The sequence below is a fragment of the Serratia plymuthica NBRC 102599 genome, from assembly GCF_001590925.1.
Classification (GTDB): domain Bacteria; phylum Pseudomonadota; class Gammaproteobacteria; order Enterobacterales; family Enterobacteriaceae; genus Serratia; species Serratia plymuthica.
The window spans coordinates 1-16636 of the sequence record NZ_BCTU01000026.1; the positions used below are offsets into that span (position 1 = coordinate 1).

Annotated in this window: 16 protein-coding genes; 15 read left to right on the forward strand and 1 reads right to left on the reverse strand. The window is 58.2% G+C overall.

The annotated features are described in order from the left end of the window. The first annotated feature begins 380 nt into the window (after positions 1-380). The 6 genes from flhD to cheW all read left to right on the forward strand — a co-directional run bounded on the left by flhD (position 381) and on the right by cheW (position 5833). Entirely contained in the window at positions 381-731 is a 351-nt protein-coding gene (gene flhD / locus SPL01S_RS17970) for a flagellar transcriptional regulator FlhD (RefSeq protein ID WP_004946152.1), read from the forward strand. Further along, positions 731-1315: a flagellar transcriptional regulator FlhC gene (gene flhC, locus SPL01S_RS17975; protein WP_004946150.1), complete on the forward strand. Its 585-nt coding sequence runs from the start codon at positions 731-733 to the stop codon at positions 1313-1315. Before flhD ends, flhC begins: the two co-directional genes overlap by 1 nt. 158 nt (positions 1316-1473) lie before the next feature. After that, on the forward strand, positions 1474-2364 hold the full coding sequence (motA, locus tag SPL01S_RS17980) for a flagellar motor stator protein MotA (RefSeq protein ID WP_006326150.1): 891 nt from the start codon (positions 1474-1476) through the stop codon (positions 2362-2364). Beyond that, positions 2361-3326: a flagellar motor protein MotB gene (motB, locus tag SPL01S_RS17985; protein WP_063201846.1), complete on the forward strand. Its 966-nt coding sequence runs from the start codon at positions 2361-2363 to the stop codon at positions 3324-3326. Before motA ends, motB begins: the two co-directional genes overlap by 4 nt. Before the next feature lie 4 nt (positions 3327-3330). Next, positions 3331-5301: a chemotaxis protein CheA gene (cheA, locus tag SPL01S_RS17990; RefSeq protein WP_111738479.1), complete on the forward strand. Its 1971-nt coding sequence runs from the start codon at positions 3331-3333 to the stop codon at positions 5299-5301. A gap of 31 nt (positions 5302-5332) precedes the next feature. Further along, positions 5333-5833: a chemotaxis protein CheW gene (cheW, locus tag SPL01S_RS17995; protein ID WP_004946138.1), complete on the forward strand. Its 501-nt coding sequence runs from the start codon at positions 5333-5335 to the stop codon at positions 5831-5833. Between the two features lie 88 nt (positions 5834-5921). Here the strand turns inward: cheW and SPL01S_RS18000 are convergent, their stop codons facing one another. Continuing rightward, positions 5922-6125, reverse strand: a complete 204-nt coding sequence (locus SPL01S_RS18000; RefSeq protein ID WP_063201852.1) for a hypothetical protein — start codon at positions 6123-6125, stop codon at positions 5922-5924. 278 nt (positions 6126-6403) lie between these two features. On the opposite strand from SPL01S_RS18000, the gene SPL01S_RS18005 reads away from it, so the two are divergent. The 9 genes from SPL01S_RS18005 to SPL01S_RS18045 all read left to right on the forward strand — a co-directional run bounded on the left by SPL01S_RS18005 (position 6404) and on the right by SPL01S_RS18045 (position 16635). Continuing rightward, complete coding sequence (locus SPL01S_RS18005) at positions 6404-8059, forward strand: methyl-accepting chemotaxis protein (protein ID WP_373282287.1); 1656 nt, start codon at positions 6404-6406, stop codon at positions 8057-8059. An 84-nt stretch (positions 8060-8143) separates the two neighbouring features. Further along, positions 8144-9769 carry a methyl-accepting chemotaxis protein gene (locus tag SPL01S_RS18010; protein WP_063201858.1) on the forward strand — a complete coding sequence of 542 codons (1626 nt, stop codon included), beginning with the start codon at positions 8144-8146 and terminating at the stop codon, positions 9767-9769. Positions 9770-9797: 28 nt separating this feature from the next. After that, positions 9798-10670: a protein-glutamate O-methyltransferase CheR gene (gene cheR, locus SPL01S_RS18015; RefSeq protein WP_063201861.1), complete on the forward strand. Its 873-nt coding sequence runs from the start codon at positions 9798-9800 to the stop codon at positions 10668-10670. Next, positions 10670-11719 (forward strand): protein-glutamate methylesterase/protein-glutamine glutaminase, encoded by a 1050-nt coding sequence (locus SPL01S_RS18020; protein WP_062871196.1) that lies wholly within the window; start codon positions 10670-10672, stop codon positions 11717-11719. Before cheR ends, SPL01S_RS18020 begins: the two co-directional genes overlap by 1 nt. A 68-nt stretch (positions 11720-11787) precedes the next feature. Then, positions 11788-12177, forward strand: a complete 390-nt coding sequence (cheY, locus tag SPL01S_RS18025; protein WP_006326141.1) for a chemotaxis response regulator CheY — start codon at positions 11788-11790, stop codon at positions 12175-12177. Positions 12178-12187: 10 nt separating this feature from the next. Then, positions 12188-12832, forward strand: coding sequence for a protein phosphatase CheZ (cheZ, locus tag SPL01S_RS18030; protein WP_062871195.1), 645 nt, complete (start codon positions 12188-12190; stop codon positions 12830-12832). Positions 12833-13008: 176 nt separating this feature from the next. Beyond that, positions 13009-14160, forward strand: coding sequence for a flagellar biosynthesis protein FlhB (gene flhB, locus SPL01S_RS18035; RefSeq protein WP_063201864.1), 1152 nt, complete (start codon positions 13009-13011; stop codon positions 14158-14160). Next, positions 14153-16231 (forward strand): flagellar biosynthesis protein FlhA, encoded by a 2079-nt coding sequence (gene flhA, locus SPL01S_RS18040; protein ID WP_063201867.1) that lies wholly within the window; start codon positions 14153-14155, stop codon positions 16229-16231. The genes flhB and flhA overlap by 8 nt, the downstream gene beginning before the upstream one ends. Then, entirely contained in the window at positions 16231-16635 is a 405-nt protein-coding gene (locus SPL01S_RS18045; RefSeq protein WP_063201870.1) for a flagellar protein FlhE, read from the forward strand. Before flhA ends, SPL01S_RS18045 begins: the two co-directional genes overlap by 1 nt. The last annotated feature ends 1 nt before the right edge of the window (position 16636 follow it).

Below are 16636 nucleotides of genomic sequence, written 5' to 3' on the forward strand. Positions count from 1 at the left end.
TATAAGGGGGTATTTGGCTTAATTATTTTTTATTTTTGTGATCTATGTCACATTGTATTTAAAATTGCCTCCTACTTACGTTGTGTGTGCTAATGGTTCGGGGGTAGAGTTGCGCTGCTTCAGGAATAATCTTATTAATTTTGTAAAAATAGTTTCATGGTGACTACACACTATCGAAGCAAAATGCTGTACATCCATACACATTGGTTTGCGCACGTATCAAATACTGAATGATGGTCCGAATTTAGAGATGTTGAAAAATTTATAACGGCCGTTATTCAGGGATTCATTTGCCAACTTCGGGAACAAACCCAGGTCACGGGCGATAAAAATTATCACCCAGCGTATGTTTTTAAACATAGTCTGTCGGGATGGGGAATATGGGTACGTCTGAATTACTTAAGCATATTTATGACATAAATTTGTCATATTTACTTTTAGCACAGCGTCTGATTAATGATGAAAAAGCATCGGCGATGTTCCGTCTGGGTATCGACGAAGCCATGGCCGATGCGCTCGCTCAACTCACGTTACCGCAAATGGTCAAACTGGCTGAGACTAACCAGTTGGTCTGTCACTTCCGTTTTAACGAAAGCCATACTATCGAACGCCTGACGAAAGAGTCACGTGTGGACGATCTGCAGCAAATCCATACGGGCATTTTGCTATCAAGCCATTTACTGCAAGAACTATCGGCTAAAGACGGTAGTGCGACGAAGAAAAGAGCCTGATGATGGTAGAGAAAAGTATTGTTCAGGAAGCCAAGGACATCCAGCTGGCGATGGAATTGATTACGCTGGGTGCGCGTTTGCAGATGCTGGAAAGTGAAACTCAGCTCAGCCGCGGGCGTTTGATCAAACTCTATAAGGAATTGCGCGGCAGTCCGCCGCCGAAAGGAATGTTGCCGTTCTCTACCGACTGGTTTATGACCTGGGAACAGAACATCCATTCATCCATGTTTTACAACGCCTACAGTTTCCTGATGAAGAGCGGGTATTGTACCGGTGTCGAGGCGGTGATCAAAGCCTATCGTCTGTATCTGGAACAGTGTCCGCATCCGGCGGGGGAGACGCCGTTGCTGGCGCTGACCCGCGCCTGGACGTTGGTGCGTTTCGTCGACAGCGGCATGTTGCAGCTCTCCGCCTGCAACTGTTGTGGCGGCACTTTTATCACCCACGCGCACCAACCCTTGAACAGTTTTGTTTGCAGTTTATGCCAACCCCCTTCCCGCGCAGTAAAAAGACGTAAACTTTCGCCGCAACTGGCCGATATTATTCCTCAACAGCCGGACGAGCAGGTTAAACGCGCAATTTGAGCCGGCGGCAACGCCGGTTCGTCCAGACCTAAATCGACTTGTGAAACGCAGGGTTCGGTATACCGAACCCGTCGGCGCAGCCTGGACTGCTGCGCCGTTGCGGCTCAAAAGCGCGCTTATCCCACCTTCCATCCACATTGTTAATTTAAGGAATGCGTGTGTTAGTTATTTTGGGTTATCTCGTGGTATTGGGGGCGGTTTTTGGGGGGTACATGATGGTGGGGGGGCATCTCGGTGCGCTTTATCAACCGTCGGAGTTCTTGATCATCGGCGGTGCGGGCATCGGCGCTTTTATCGTAGGCAACAACGGTAAGGCGATAAAATCCACCCTGCGCGCTATCCCCAAACTGATGCGCCGTTCGAAGTACAGCAAGGATCTGTACATGGATCTGATGGCGTTGCTGTATCGCCTGCTGGCCAAATCCCGTCAACAGGGCATGTTGTCCCTCGAGTTCGATATCGATAACCCGCAGGAAAGTGAAATTTTTTCTAATTATCCCCGCATCCTTGCCGATAACACCCTGGTGGAATTTATTACCGATTACTTACGGCTGATGGTGAGCGGCAACATGAATGCGTTTGAGATTGAAGCGCTGATGGACGAAGAGATCGAAACCTTCGAACAGGAAAGCGAAGTGCCGGCCGGTAGCCTGGCGATGGTCGGCGACTCGTTGCCGGCCTTCGGCATTGTGGCGGCGGTAATGGGCGTGGTGCATGCGCTGGCCTCGGCCGATCGCCCGGCGGCCGAGTTGGGTGCGCTTATCGCCAACGCGATGGTCGGTACCTTCCTCGGCATTTTGCTGGCCTACGGTTTTATCTCGCCGCTGGCGACCCTGCTGCGGCAGAAAAGCGCGGAAAACGTCAAAATGATGCAATGCATCAAGGTCACGCTACTGTCGAGCCTGAATGGCTATGCGCCGCAGATTGCGGTCGAATTCGGCCGTAAAACACTGTACACCACCGAGCGGCCATCCTTCGTTGAGCTGGAAGAACACGTGCGTCGCGTTAAGGCGCCGGCGCAGCAGGCGACGGAAGAAGAGCAGGCATGAAACAGAATCACCCGGTCGTTCTGGTCAGAAAACGCAAATCGCATCATGCGGGGCATCACGGCGGCTCCTGGAAGATTGCCTATGCTGACTTTATGACCGCCATGATGGCGTTCTTCCTGGTGATGTGGTTGCTGGCGATCGCCAGCCCCCAAGAGCTGACGCAAATCGCCGAATATTTCCGCACGCCGTTGAAGGTGGCGCTGACCACCGGCGACAAGAGCAGTTCGGAAAGCAGCCCGATCCCGGGGGGCGGGGATGACCCCACTCAGAAGGATGGGTTGGTGAAAAAACAGATCGATACGCTGGAGAAGCGTGACGAGGAACTGCGGCTCAACAAGCTGCGGGAAAAGCTGGATGAGCTGATTGAATCCGATCCGCGCCTGAAAGCGCTGCGTCCGCATCTGCTGATCAACATGATGGATGAAGGATTACGCATTCAGATCATCGATAGTCAGAACCGGCCCATGTTCAAAACCGGCAGCGCACAGGTAGAAAGCTACATGCGCGATATCTTGCGGGCCATTGCGCCGATCCTGAATGACCTGCCGAATAAAATCAGCCTGTCCGGTCATACCGACGATATTCCCTACGCCACCGGCGAGCGTGGCTACAGCAACTGGGAGCTTTCGGCCGATCGCGCCAACGCCTCGCGGCGCGAGCTGATCGCCGGCGGGTTGTCGGAGGGCAAGGTGCTGCGGGTGGTAGGCATGGCCGCCACCATGAGCCTGAAACAGCACGGAGCCGATGATGCCATCAACCGCCGCATCACCGTGCTGGTGCTGAACAAGCAAACCCAACAGGGCATTGAACACGAAAATGGCGAAAGCAACGCGATGGGCATCGCCCGGCCGGTTGATCTGAAGCCTCTGGCGCCGTCGGCAACGGCACCGGCGACCCTTATCGCCCCGGAGCAGCCGACGGCTGTCCCTTCACCGACTAACAGCGACTCACAGCAGAGGTGACCCCGTGAGCATGGATATTAGCGCTTTTTATCAGACCTTTTTTGATGAAGCAGATGAGTTGCTGGCCGACATGGAGCAACACCTGCTGGAGCTGGATCCGCTGGCCCCGGACATTGAACCGCTGAACGCCATTTTCCGCGCAGCGCACTCGATCAAGGGCGGTGCGGCGACCTTCGGCTTCTCGGTGCTGCAGGAAACCACCCACTTGCTGGAGAACCTGCTGGACGGTGCACGGCGTCAGGAGATGAGCCTGAGCACTGAAATTATCAACCTGTTTCTGGAAACCAAAGACATTATGCAGGAGCAACTGGACGCCTATAAAACGTCGCAAAAGCCAGACGCCGACAGCTTTGAATACATTTGTCAGGCGTTGCGGCAGCTTGCGCTGGACGCACAGCAGCAGGATGCTCCCGCTGCGCTTGCGTTGACGGAAACTGCCGTCGCCGCACCTTCGGCGACAGAGGGCGGGATGCGGGTTTGCCTCAGTGGCCTGAAGCCGAATGAAATCCCGCTGATGCTGGAAGAGTTGGGCAACCTGGGCGAGGTGAAAAATCCGCAGCAGACCGAAAGCAGCCTGGAAGTGACGCTGCTGACCTCTGCCGGCGAAGATGACATCAGCGCAGTGCTGTGTTTCGTGCTGGAGCCGGAGCAAATCAGCTTCGCCAAGCCGCCGCAGGCCGAGTTGCCGCCGGTGCCGACACAGCCTGCCGTTCAGGCTACAGAGCCGACGGTAGTCAAACCGGCGCCTGCGGTTGCCGAAGCGCCGAAGCCGCGCGCCAAGGCCAGCGAGTCGACCAGTATCCGCGTGGCGGTGGAAAAAGTTGACCAACTGATCAACCTGGTCGGGGAACTGGTGATCACCCAGTCGATGCTGGCGCAGCGTTCCGGCAGCCTGGATCCGGTCAACCACGGCGATCTGCTCAACAGCATGAGCCAACTGGAGCGTAACGCGCGCGATCTGCAAGAATCGGTGATGTCGATCCGCATGATGCCGATGGAGTACGTGTTCAGCCGCTTCCCGCGTCTGGTGCGCGATCTGGCCGGCAAGCTGAACAAGCAAGTGGAGCTGCAGTTGCAGGGCAGTTCTACCGAGTTGGACAAGAGTCTGATCGAACGCATTATCGATCCCCTGACGCACCTGGTGCGCAACAGCCTGGATCACGGCATCGAAGACCCGGCCACGCGCGTTGCCGCCGGTAAATCGGCTGTGGGTAATCTGGTTCTGTCGGCGGAGCATCAGGGCGGCAATATCTGCATTGAGGTGACCGACGACGGCGCCGGGCTGAACCGGGCAAAAATTCTCGCCAAGGCGGCGTCGCAGGGGATGTCGGTCAGCGACAGCATGAGCGATGAAGAGGTCGGCATGCTGATCTTTGCGCCGGGTTTTTCCACCGCAGAGCAGGTGACCGATGTGTCGGGCCGTGGCGTCGGCATGGACGTGGTGAAGCGAAATATTCAGGAAATGGGTGGGCACGTAGAAATCCACTCGCAGGCAGGCAAGGGCACAGCGATTCGCATTTTGCTGCCGTTGACGCTGGCGATCCTCGACGGTATGTCGGTCAAGGTAAACGACGAAGTGTTTATCTTGCCGCTCAATGCGGTGATGGAATCGTTGCAACCGCAAGCCGAAGACTTGCATCCGTTGGCCGGCGGCGAGCGGGTGTTGCAGGTGCGCGGCGAATATCTGCCGTTGGTGGAACTGTTCCGGGTGTTCGAGGTGGCAGGCGCCAAAACCGACGCCACTCAGGGCATTGTGGTGATCCTGCAAAGCGCCGGCCGCCGCTATGCGTTGCTGGTGGATCAGTTGATCGGCCAGCATCAGGTGGTGGTGAAGAACCTGGAAAGCAACTATCGCAAAGTGCCGGGGATTTCCGCCGCGACCATTCTGGGCGACGGCAGCGTGGCGCTGATTGTCGATGTGTCGGCGCTGCAAACGCTGAACCGCGAACAACGTCTGACGGACGCGGCTGCATAATAACTAATCGATTGGTGTAGAGGTGAATGATATGGCAGGACTGGCAACCGTCAGCAAATTGGCTGGCGAAACGGTAGGGCAGGAGTTCCTGATTTTTACCTTGGGCAACGAGGAATATGGCATCGATATCCTCAAGGTGCAGGAGATCCGCGGATACGATCAGGTTACGCGCATCGCCAATACGCCGGCCTTTATCAAAGGCGTCACCAACCTGCGTGGCGTGATTGTGCCGATTATCGATCTGCGGGTGAAATTTGCCCAGCAGGACGTGTCCTACGATGAAAACACCGTGGTGATTGTGCTGAACTTTGGCCTGCGGGTGGTGGGTATTGTGGTTGACGGCGTATCCGACGTGCTGTCGCTGACCACCGAGCAGATCCGCCCGGCACCGGAGTTTGCCGTGACGCTGGCGACCGAATACCTGACCGGCCTGGGGTCGCTGGGCGATCGCATGCTGATTCTGGTGGATATCGAAAAGCTGCTGAGCAGCGAAGAGATGTCGCTGGTCGACAGCGTGGCGAAAAGCGCCTGATTGGCGATGAGACGGGGTCAGCATGCGGCAAGGGATCTGCCGTATGCTGCGCTCAAAAACGGGTAGCGCCTGATGATGCATTGCCCGACTAATCGATATCCTTCAAGCGCAGCACGTATCTTTTCCAGACACGGCTGGTCACCAACAGGTAACCGGCAGCGAACAGCGCCGCAACCGTGGCGCTGCGCAACAGGTTGACCTGCGTCGTTGAGCTCAACAGGCTGCTCAGCAAGTTGGCGGCCAAGAATCCTGCAAATACCCACGCCGCCCGTTTGATTCGTCGATTCTCCATCTCGTCCTCACAAATGCTTTCCGATGATGGCAGGATGTTACGCCTGACGGGCGTACGCGCCAAGCCCTGTGGTGATACGAGGGCGGCATGCTGAACCCTGCATATGTACAGCCATTGATCTCCGCCGTAAGGACGTCGTACGGTGCATCCAAAACCTCAACCAAAAATAGTTACCTCCTCGCATAAAGTTCTGCCCCGCAGCGCCGATAACTTTGTCAATCAACAGACTTCGGGCCTGTCCGCGCGGGCTTTCAACAAGGGAAAACATGTTTAATCGTATGAAGGTGGTCACCAGCCTGTTGCTGGTACTGGTGTTATTTGGCGCCTTGCAGCTGGTTTCGGGCGGGCTCTTTTTCTCCTCACTAAAGAATGACAAAGAAAACTTCACCGTTTTGCAGACCATTCGCCAGCAGCAGTCCGATTTGAACGAAAGCTGGGTTAACCTGCTGCAGGCTCGCAATACGCTGAACCGCGCCGGGATCCGTTACATGATGGATGCCAATAAGATTGGCAGCGGCGCCAGCGTTACCGACCTGCTGGCTGGGGCCAAAAACAACCTGCTGGTGGCGGAACAACATTATGCCGCCTATGACAAAATTCCTCTAAGTCCTCGTCAGGACGCGCAGTCTGCCGAAAAGCTCAAACAGCAATACGGTATTTTGCACGGTGCGTTGTCCGAGTTGGTTCAACTGCTGGGCGAAGGCAAGATCAACGCCTTCTTCGACCAACCGACGCAAAGCTACCAGAACGGCTTTGAAGACGTCTACAACACCTACCTGGCGCAAAACGACAAGCTCTACCAAAGCGCGGTGGAAGACAGCAACAACTCCTTCAGCTTCGCTATCTGGACGCTGGTCGTGGTGTTGGTCGTGGTGCTGGCGGTTATCGTATTGGTGTGGAGCGGCATTCACCACATTCTGGTACGCCCGCTGAACCGCATGATCGAGCACATCAAAATGATCGCCGCCGGCGATCTGACCCAACCGATCGCTGTGACCAGCCGCAATGAAATGGGCGTGCTGGCCGCCAGCCTCAAACACATGCAGAACGAACTGATCGAGACCGTCAGCGGCGTGCGTCAGGGGGCCGACGCCATTTACAGCGGCGCCTCCGAAATCGCCGCCGGCAATAACGATCTTTCTTCTCGCACCGAACAGCAGGCCGCCTCGCTGGAGGAAACCGCCGCCAGCATGGAGCAGTTGACCGCCACGGTGAAACAGAACGCCGAAAACGCCCGTCAGGCCAGCCAACTGGCGCTGAGCGCCTCAGAAACCGCGCAGAAGGGCGGCAAAGTGGTGGCCAACGTGGTGCAGACCATGCACGACATTGCCGGCAGTTCGCAGAAGATTGCCGACATTACCGGCGTGATCGACGGCATTGCTTTCCAGACCAACATCCTGGCGCTGAATGCGGCGGTAGAAGCGGCACGCGCCGGCGAACAGGGCCGTGGCTTTGCGGTGGTGGCGGGGGAAGTGCGTAACCTGGCCCAGCGCAGCGCGCAGGCAGCGAAAGAGATCAAGGGCCTGATCGAAGATTCCGTCAGCCGTGTCGATATGGGCTCGGTGCTGGTGGAAAGCGCCGGCGAGACCATGGGCGACATCGTAAACGCGGTCACCCGCGTCACCGACATCATGGGTGAAATCGCCTCGGCCTCCGACGAACAGAGCCGCGGTATCGATCAGGTCGGCCAGGCGGTGGCGGAAATGGACCGCGTCACCCAGCAAAACGCCTCGCTGGTAGAAGAGTCCGCCTCTGCGGCAGCGGCTCTGGAAGAGCAAGCCAGCATGCTGACGCAGTCGGTGGCGGTATTCCGTCTGAAAGCGGAAGGCCAGGACGAATTCAAAATGCCTGCCGGCAAAGCCACCGTTCTCCCGGTACTCAATCATAAAAAAACGAACGCCAGCGATCTGCAGGATAACTGGGAAACGTTCTAACCGACATTGGGCCTCCTCGCAGTTCTGCGGGAGGCTTATTCCCCGTCGTAAGCTGGCCGTCGGCCGGCTGCAAGGAGGTTCACAGTGTTTAACCGAATCCGCGTCTCTACCAGTTTGTTTCTGTTGTTGATGACTTTTTGTGTTATGCAGTTGGCCACCAGCGGCTTGTCGTACACCGCTTTCCGTTCCGATCACCACAACCTGAACCTGATCACGCTCGGCAGCCAGCAGCGCGATGCCCTCAGCCTGAGCTGGGTATCGCTGCTACAGGCCCGCAATACGCTGAACCGCGCCGGCACCCGTTCGGCGCTTAAGCTGCCGCAAGAGCAGGTGAATGCGCTGATGGGCAATGCGCGCAGCTCACTGCAGAAAGCCGATCTCTATTTCAACCAGTTCCTGGCGGTACCGCGTCACAGCGAACAGGAACAGCAACTGACCGAAACCACCCAAGCCAGCTATAACCGGTTGCGCAGCGCGTTGCGTGAGCTGATTGGCTTCCTGGAGAACAATAACCTGCAGGCGTTTATGGACCAGCCGACGCAGAAAACCCAGGATCTGTTCGAGGCCGATTTTGTCCAGTATCTGCAACTGGTGAATGCCAATGTCGATGCGGCCAACGCCGCCAATCAGCAATCCTTCTCGTTGTCCGGCTGGCTGGTGGGCGGTGCGGTGCTGATGCTTATCCTGGTAACCGGCGGCGCCCTGTGGTGGCTGCGCAATATGCTGGTGCAACCGCTGAATATCATGCGTCGCCATTTTGACCGCATCGCCGCCGGCGATCTGGCTACGCCGATCCAGGTTTATGGCCGCAATGAAATCAGCCAGCTGTTTGCCAGTCTGCAGCACATGCAGCGTTCGTTGATTGGCACCGTCGGCGCAGTGCGCGATGGCGCAGAATCCATCCTGATTGGCCTGCAGGAAATATCCGAGGGCAACAACGATCTCTCTTCGCGCACCGAGCAACAGGCTGCCTCGCTGGAGGAGACCGCCGCCAGCATGGAGCAGTTGACCGCCACGGTGAAACAAAATGCCGACAACGCACGCCAGGCCTCGCAACTGGCGCGCGATGCCTCCGCCACGGCAGCCAAGGGCGGCGAAATGGCCGGCGACGTGGTGACCACCATGCAGGATATCGCCAACAGTTCGCAGAAAATTGGCGCCATTACCAGCGTGATCGACGGCATTGCCTTCCAGACCAACATCCTGGCGCTGAACGCGGCGGTAGAAGCGGCGCGTGCCGGTGAACAGGGGCGAGGTTTTGCGGTGGTGGCCGGTGAAGTGCGCAATTTAGCCAGCCGCAGCGCGCAGGCGGCGAAAGAAATCAAAGGGTTGATCGACGAGTCGGTCAGCCGCGTGAAACAGGGTTCGGTGCTGGTGGAAAACTCCGGTGCGACCATGCAGGACATCGTGCGCTCGGTCACCCGGGTTACCGACATCATGGGCGAAATCGCTTCGGCGTCCGATGAACAGAGCCGCGGCATCGAGCAAGTCACGCAGGCGGTGACCCAAATGGATCAGGTAACCCAGCAGAACGCCGCGCTGGTGGAGGAAGCCGCCTCGGCGGCGGCCGCACTGGAAGATCAGGCGATAACCCTGGCCGATGCGGTGTCGGTATTCCGTCTGGCAGACGATAACTTCGCCGCGCCGGGCAACAATCAAGACGCAGTTTCACCCGTGGTAAAGGAAACCTCAGATTGTCAAACCGCATAAGCAGCACGTTTTTTATGAGTGATAGGGTATGAAACAGGCGCCGTCGACCCCTAACCGGGATCCTGGGTCTTTACTGACGCAGATGGTACAGCGCCTGCCGCTGTTGGACGTGCATTTTCGGCGTATCAGCCAACTGATTTACCAGCGCGCCGGCATTGTGCTGGCGGAGCACAAGCGCGAGATGGTTTACAACCGCCTGGTGCGCCGGCTGCGGTTGCTGGGATTGAACGATTTCGGCGATTACCTGGCGCTGCTGGAAAGCGATCCGAACAGCGCCGAATGGCAGGCGTTTATCAATGCGCTGACCACCAACCTGACGGCATTTTTCCGCGAGGCGCATCACTTCCCGATCCTGGCGGAACATGCGCGCCAGCGGCCCAACGGCTATTGCGTGTGGAGTACGGCGGCATCGACCGGGGAAGAACCGTATTCGATCGCCATCACCCTGAACGAAGTGCTGGGGCAACGCGCCACCGGCTGTCAGGTATGGGCCAGCGATATCGATACCCAGGTGCTGGAAAAGGCCGAAGCGGGCGTTTACCGCCACGAGGATCTGCGCACCCTGACGCCGGCGCAGATGCAGCGCTATTTTCTGCGCGGCACAGGTCCGCATCAGGGGCTGGTGCGGGTACGGCCGGAGTTGGCGGCGCGGGTGAATTTCCAGTCGCTCAACCTGCTGGCGCCGGAATGGGCGCTGCCAGGGCAGTTTGACGCCATTTTTTGCCGCAATGTCATGATTTATTTCGATAAGGCGACGCAGGAGAGCATCCTGCGCCGCTTTGTGCCCTTGCTTAAACCGGGGGGCCTGATGTTTGCCGGCCACTCCGAGAACTTCAGCCAGATCAGCCGGGATTTCTACTTGCGTGGGCAGACCGTGTATGGCCTGACCAAGGAGAGGTAATGAGTAAAATCAGAGTATTGAGCGTAGACGATTCGGCCCTGATGCGGCAGCTGATGACCGAAATTGTGAACAGCCATTCCGATATGGAGATGGTGGCGACCGCGCCGGATCCGCTGGTGGCGCGCGATATGATCAAAAAGTTTAACCCGCAGGTGCTGACGCTGGACGTTGAAATGCCGCGCATGGACGGGCTGGACTTCCTGGAGAAACTGATGCGCTTGCGGCCGATGCCGGTGGTGATGGTGTCGTCGCTGACCGGTAAAGGGTCGGAGATCACCCTGCGCGCGCTGGAACTGGGGGCGGTGGATTTCGTCACCAAACCGCAGCTTGGCATCCGCGAAGGCATGTTGGCTTACAGCGAACTGATTGCCGAGAAAATCCGCACGGCGGCCAAGGCGCGGTTGCCGCAGCGCTCCAACAGCCCGGCGCCGGCGATCCTTAGCCATACGCCGTTGCTGAGCAGTGAGAAGCTGATTGCCATCGGCGCCTCCACCGGCGGCACCGAAGCGATCCGTCAGGTGCTGCAACCGCTGCCGGCTACCAGCCCGGCGCTGTTGATCACCCAGCATATGCCGCCGGGTTTCACCCGATCGTTTGCCGAACGGTTGAACAAGCTGTGCCAGATCACGGTGAAAGAGGCCGAGGACGGTGAACGGGTGCTGCCGGGTCATGCTTATATCGCGCCGGGCGATCGCCATCTGGAACTGTCGCGCAGCGGCGCCAACTATCAGGTGAAGTTGAATGACGGCCCACCGGTCAATCGTCACCGGCCTTCGGTAGACGTACTGTTCCGTTCTGTCGCGCAGTTTGCCGGGCGCAATGCGGTGGGCGTGATCCTGACCGGCATGGGCAATGACGGGGCGATGGGCATGCTGGAAATGCACCGCGCCGGCGCTTATACCCTGGCGCAGAACGAGGCCAGTTGCGTGGTGTTCGGCATGCCGCGCGAGGCTATCGCCACCGGCGGGGTGAACGAAGTGGTGGATCTGGATCGCATGAGCCAACGCATGCTGGCGCAAATTGCCGGCGGGCAGGCGCTGCGCATTTGATTTTATATTGCCGCCTTACGGCGGCGGTGGTTTTGCACAATTGAACGGTTAACACTTTGGGAGTGAACATGGCAGATAAAAATCTCAGATTTCTGGTGGTGGACGATTTCTCCACTATGCGTCGCATCGTCAGAAATTTGTTGAAAGAGTTGGGCTTTAACAATGTTGAAGAGGCTGAGGACGGCGCGGATGCGCTGAACAAGCTGCGCGCCGGCGGTTTCGATTTTGTGGTATCAGACTGGAACATGCCGAATATGGACGGCCTCGAACTGCTGCAAACCATTCGCGCCGACGGCGCGCTGGCGGCGATGCCGGTACTGATGGTGACGGCGGAAGCCAAGAAAGAAAACATTATCGCGGCGGCGCAGGCCGGTGCCAGCGGTTACGTGGTGAAACCTTTTACGGCGGCAACGCTGGAAGAAAAGCTCAATAAGATCTTTGAAAAACTGGGCATGTAAGGAGAGGGCGATGAGAGACATTCCAATGCCTGCCAGCGATGCGGCGACTGCGGGAGAGATAATTTCCCGCATTGGTCAACTGACGCGCATGTTGCGCGACAGCATGCGTGAACTGGGGCTAGATCAGGCAATCGCCCAAGCGGCAGAGGCAATCCCGGATGCGCGCGATCGGCTTGATTACGTGGTCACCATGACGGCGCAGGCGGCGGAACGGGCGTTGAACTGCGTGGAAGCGGCGCAGCCGCGCCAGGCGGAGCTGGAGTCAGAGGCCAAAGCGCTGAAAGGGCGCTGGGACGACTGGTTTGCCGATCCGATCGAACTGGCCGACGCGCGCGCGCTGGTCACCGATACCCGGCAGTATCTGGAACAGGTGCCGGAACATACGGCGTTCACCAACGCCCAGTTGCTGGAAATCATGATGGCGCAGGATTTCCAGGATCTGACAGGGCAGGTGATCAAACGCATGATGGACGTGGTGCAGGAGATCGAAAAGCAGCTGCTGATGGTGTTGATGGAAAATATTCCAGAGCAGCCGGCGAAGGAGAAAAAACCGAACGACAGCTTGCTCAACGGCCCGCAGCTCGATCAAAACGGCGTCGGCGTTATCGCCAATCAGGCGCAGGTGGATGACCTGCTCGACAGCCTCGGTTTCTGACGCTTTCTGGGGCGCACATTATTGCGCCCCAGATGCCGCATGTGGGCGCAATGCCTGCGCTTCCTTCTCATCCCTCAAATAACCCGCCTTTTCCCCCGTTGTTCCATCAATGAAGTCAGCGTTTTTTTGGCATGCTGGCCGCAATTTTATTCCCCCCTGGCACAGGATGCGCGCCCGTGGCTGAAGACAGCGATCTGGAAAAAAGCGAAGCCCCCACGGCCCACCGGGTGGAAAAGGCGCGCGAGGATGGCCAGATCCCGCGTTCGCGCGAGCTGACGTCGGTGTTGATGTTGGTCGCGGGGCTGTCGATCATCTGGGTTGCCGGTGGCGGCATGGCGCAGCAACTGGCGGCGATGCTGGCCCAGGGGCTGAATTTCGATCATACGATGGTCAGCAACGACAAACAGATGCTGCGCCAACTGGGCATGCTGTTGCGGCAGGCGGTGTGGGCGTTGCTGCCAATCATGGCGGGTCTGGTATTGGTGGCTATCACCGCGCCGATGCTGCTGGGCGGCCTGTTGTTAAGCGGCAAATCGCTCAAGTTCGATGTAAAACGGATGAACCCGCTGTCGGGGCTGAAACGAATGTTTTCCAGTCAGGTGTTGGCGGAGCTGCTGAAGGGCCTTTTGAAGGCGACGCTGGTGGGATGGATCACCGGTTTGTACCTGTGGCACCACTGGGCGGAGATGCTGCATTTGGTGACGCAACAGCCGCTCGATGCGCTCGGCAATGCGCTGCGCATGATCATTTTCTGCGGTCTGTTGGTGGTGCTCGGGTTGACGCCGATGGTGGCGTTTGACGTGTTCTACCAGCTGTGGAGCCATTTTAAAAAGCTGAAAATGACCAAGCAGGACATTCGCGACGAGTTCAAGGATCAGGAGGGCGATCCGCACGTTAAAGGCCGTATCCGCCAGCAGCAGCGCGCTATCGCCCGACGCCGCATGATGGCCGACGTGCCGAAGGCCGACGTGATAGTCACCAACCCGACCCATTACGCCGTGGCGTTGCAGTACAACGATCAAAAAATGAGTGCGCCGAAAGTGCTGGCCAAAGGCGCCGGCGAAATTGCGCTGCGCATCCGTGAACTGGGCACGGAACACCGCATTCCGATGCTGGAGGCGCCGCCGCTGGCGCGAGCGCTGTATCGGCACAGTGAGATTGGACAACACATCCCGGCCACCCTGTATGCCGCCGTGGCCGAAGTTCTGGCCTGGGTTTACCAACTGCGACGTTGGCGGCGCGAGGGCGGTCTGATCCCGAAGAAACCTGAACGTTTACCGGTGCCGGAAGCACTGGATTTTGCTGGAGAGAGTAACTCTAATGGCTAATTTGGCCGCCTTGCTTCGTTTGCCGGGCAGTTTTAAAGATACGCAGTGGCAGGTACTGGCCGGCCCGATCCTGATCCTGATGATCCTGTCGATGATGGTGCTGCCGTTACCGGCATTTATCCTCGATCTGTTGTTCACTTTCAATATTGCCTTGTCGATCATGGTATTGCTGGTAGCGATGTTTACCCAGCGCACGCTGGAATTCGCTGCATTCCCCACCATATTGCTGTTCTCGACCCTGCTGCGCCTGTCGCTCAACGTGGCATCGACGCGCATCATCCTGATGGAAGGGCATACCGGTTCCGCCGCCGCCGGCCGCGTGGTGGAGGCCTTTGGCCACTTCCTGGTGGGGGGCAACTTCGCCATCGGCATCGTGGTGTTTATCATTTTGGTGCTGATCAACTTTATGGTTATCACCAAGGGCGCCGGGCGTATCGCCGAAGTGGGGGCGCGCTTCGTACTGGACGGCATGCCCGGCAAGCAGATGGCGATCGACGCCGATCTCAACGCCGGTCTGGTCGGTGAAGAAGAGGCGAAAAAACGCCGTTCCGAGGTAACGCAGGAAGCCGATTTCTACGGCTCAATGGACGGCGCCAGCAAGTTCGTGCGCGGCGATGCGGTCGCCGGGCTGATGATCATGATATTGAACGTGGTCGGCGGTCTGCTGGTCGGCGTGATCCAGCACGGTATGGAGCTGGGTACGGCGGCGGAAACCTACACCCTGCTGACTATCGGTGACGGCCTGGTGGCGCAGATCCCGGCGCTGGTCATTTCGACTGCCGCCGGCGTCATCGTGACTCGCGTGGCGACCGATCAGGACGTGGGCGAACAGATGGTCGGCCAACTGTTCAACAACCCGCGCGTGATGTTGCTCAGTGCCGCAGTGCTTGGCCTGCTGGGCCTGGTGCCGGGAATGCCGAACCTGGTGTTCCTGCTGTTCACCGCTGCCTTGTTGGGGTTGGCCTGGTGGCTGCGGGGGCGCGATCAACAAGCGCCGAAGGTACAGGAGATACCGCTGGCACAGGATAATCCACAGGCGGTAGAAGCCAGTTGGTCGGACGTACAACTGGAAGATCCGTTGGGTATGGAGGTGGGCTACCGGCTGATCCCGATGGTGGATTTCCAGCAAAACGGCGAACTGCTCGGACGAATCCGCAGCATCCGTAAAAAATTCGCCCAAGAGATGGGCTACCTGCCGCCGGTGGTGCATATCCGCGATAACCTCGAGTTGCCGCCCGCCAGCTACCGGATCCTGATGAAGGGCGTAGAAATCGGCAGCGGCGAAGCGCAACCGGGGCGTTGGCTGGCGATTAACCCGGGCAATGCGGTGGGCGAACTGGCGGGAGATAAAACCGTCGATCCGGCCTTTGGGCTGGAAGCGATATGGATTGACAGTGCGTTGCGCGAACAGGCGCAGATCCAGGGCTTTACCGTGGTGGAGGCCAGCACCGTGGTGGCGACCCATCTCAATCATTTGATTGGTCAGTTCGCCAGCGAACTGTTTGGCCGGCAGGAAACCCAGCAGTTGCTGGATCGCGTAGCGCAGGATATACCGAAATTGACCGAAGATTTCGTACCCGGCGTGGTGTCCCTGACCACGCTGCATAAGGTATTGCAGAACCTGCTGGCGGAAAGGGTCTCGATCCGCGATATGCGCACCATTATTGAAACGCTGGCGGAACATGCGCCGTCGCAAACCGACCCTTATGAGCTGACCACCGTGGTGCGGGTTGCGCTGGGGCGGGCGATCACCCAGCAATGGTTCCCGGGCAACGGCGAAATTCAGGTCATTGGTCTGGACACCCAGCTCGAGCGTTTGTTGTTACAGGCGTTGCAGGGCGGTGGCGGATTGGAGCCGGGGCTGGCGGACCGTCTGTTGGAGCAGGCCAAACAGGCGTTACAGCGGCAAGAAATGCTCAGCGCGCCACCGGTGCTGCTGGTAAACCACGCGCTGCGGGCGTTGTTGGCGCGCTTTCTGCGCCGCAGCCTGCCGCAGATGGTGGTGCTGTCTAATCTGGAAATCAACGACGATCGCCAAATCCGCATGACGTCGACGATTGGAGCTGCATAATGAAACACTGTTTGCCGTTGCTCTGCCTGCTGGCGCCGCTTGGCGCGCAGGCGGTGTCGGGATCCTGGGTGGCCGACAGCGTCGGTGCTACGCTGGAATATGGCGGCGTTCGCGGCGAATCGCCTGGTCTGCACACGCCTTACGCATTGCCGGATCCGAATGCACGCATCACCAGCGTCAGTTGGCGTTATCGGCTGTTGGCCGCCGAACCTGCCGGCTTGCAGGTACAGCTCTGTACGCTGACCCGTTGCATTGCGTTGGGCGGCGGCAGTGGCAGCAGCAACGGGTTGAACGGGGAACCGGCTAATGCCGAATTGCGCTTTGTCTATTACGTGCAGGCGCGCGGCGGATTGAATCCGCCGCTGCGGGTGATTGGCAATCAGGTGATTGTGAATTACCAATAAC

What these genes read in the sequence shown, in the direction of transcription:
- flhA (WP_063201867.1), top strand. Translation starts at nt 14,153, where the DNA reads ATGGCTAATTTGGCCGCCTTGCTTCGTTTGCCGGGCAGTTTTAAAGAT.
- cheW (WP_004946138.1), top strand. Translation starts at nt 5,333, where the DNA reads ATGGCAGGACTGGCAACCGTCAGCAAATTGGCTGGCGAAACGGTAGGG.
- cheR (WP_063201861.1), top strand. Translation starts at nt 9,798, where the DNA reads ATGAAACAGGCGCCGTCGACCCCTAACCGGGATCCTGGGTCTTTACTG.
- motB (WP_063201846.1), top strand. Translation starts at nt 2,361, where the DNA reads ATGAAACAGAATCACCCGGTCGTTCTGGTCAGAAAACGCAAATCGCAT.
- SPL01S_RS18020 (WP_062871196.1), top strand. Translation starts at nt 10,670, where the DNA reads ATGAGTAAAATCAGAGTATTGAGCGTAGACGATTCGGCCCTGATGCGG.
- flhD (WP_004946152.1), top strand. Translation starts at nt 381, where the DNA reads ATGGGTACGTCTGAATTACTTAAGCATATTTATGACATAAATTTGTCA.
- SPL01S_RS18000 (WP_063201852.1), bottom strand. Translation starts at nt 6,125, where the DNA reads ATGGAGAATCGACGAATCAAACGGGCGGCGTGGGTATTTGCAGGATTC.
- SPL01S_RS18005 (WP_373282287.1), top strand. Translation starts at nt 6,404, where the DNA reads ATGAAGGTGGTCACCAGCCTGTTGCTGGTACTGGTGTTATTTGGCGCC.
- cheZ (WP_062871195.1), top strand. Translation starts at nt 12,188, where the DNA reads ATGAGAGACATTCCAATGCCTGCCAGCGATGCGGCGACTGCGGGAGAG.
- flhC (WP_004946150.1), top strand. Translation starts at nt 731, where the DNA reads ATGATGGTAGAGAAAAGTATTGTTCAGGAAGCCAAGGACATCCAGCTG.
- SPL01S_RS18045 (WP_063201870.1), top strand. Translation starts at nt 16,231, where the DNA reads ATGAAACACTGTTTGCCGTTGCTCTGCCTGCTGGCGCCGCTTGGCGCG.
- cheY (WP_006326141.1), top strand. Translation starts at nt 11,788, where the DNA reads ATGGCAGATAAAAATCTCAGATTTCTGGTGGTGGACGATTTCTCCACT.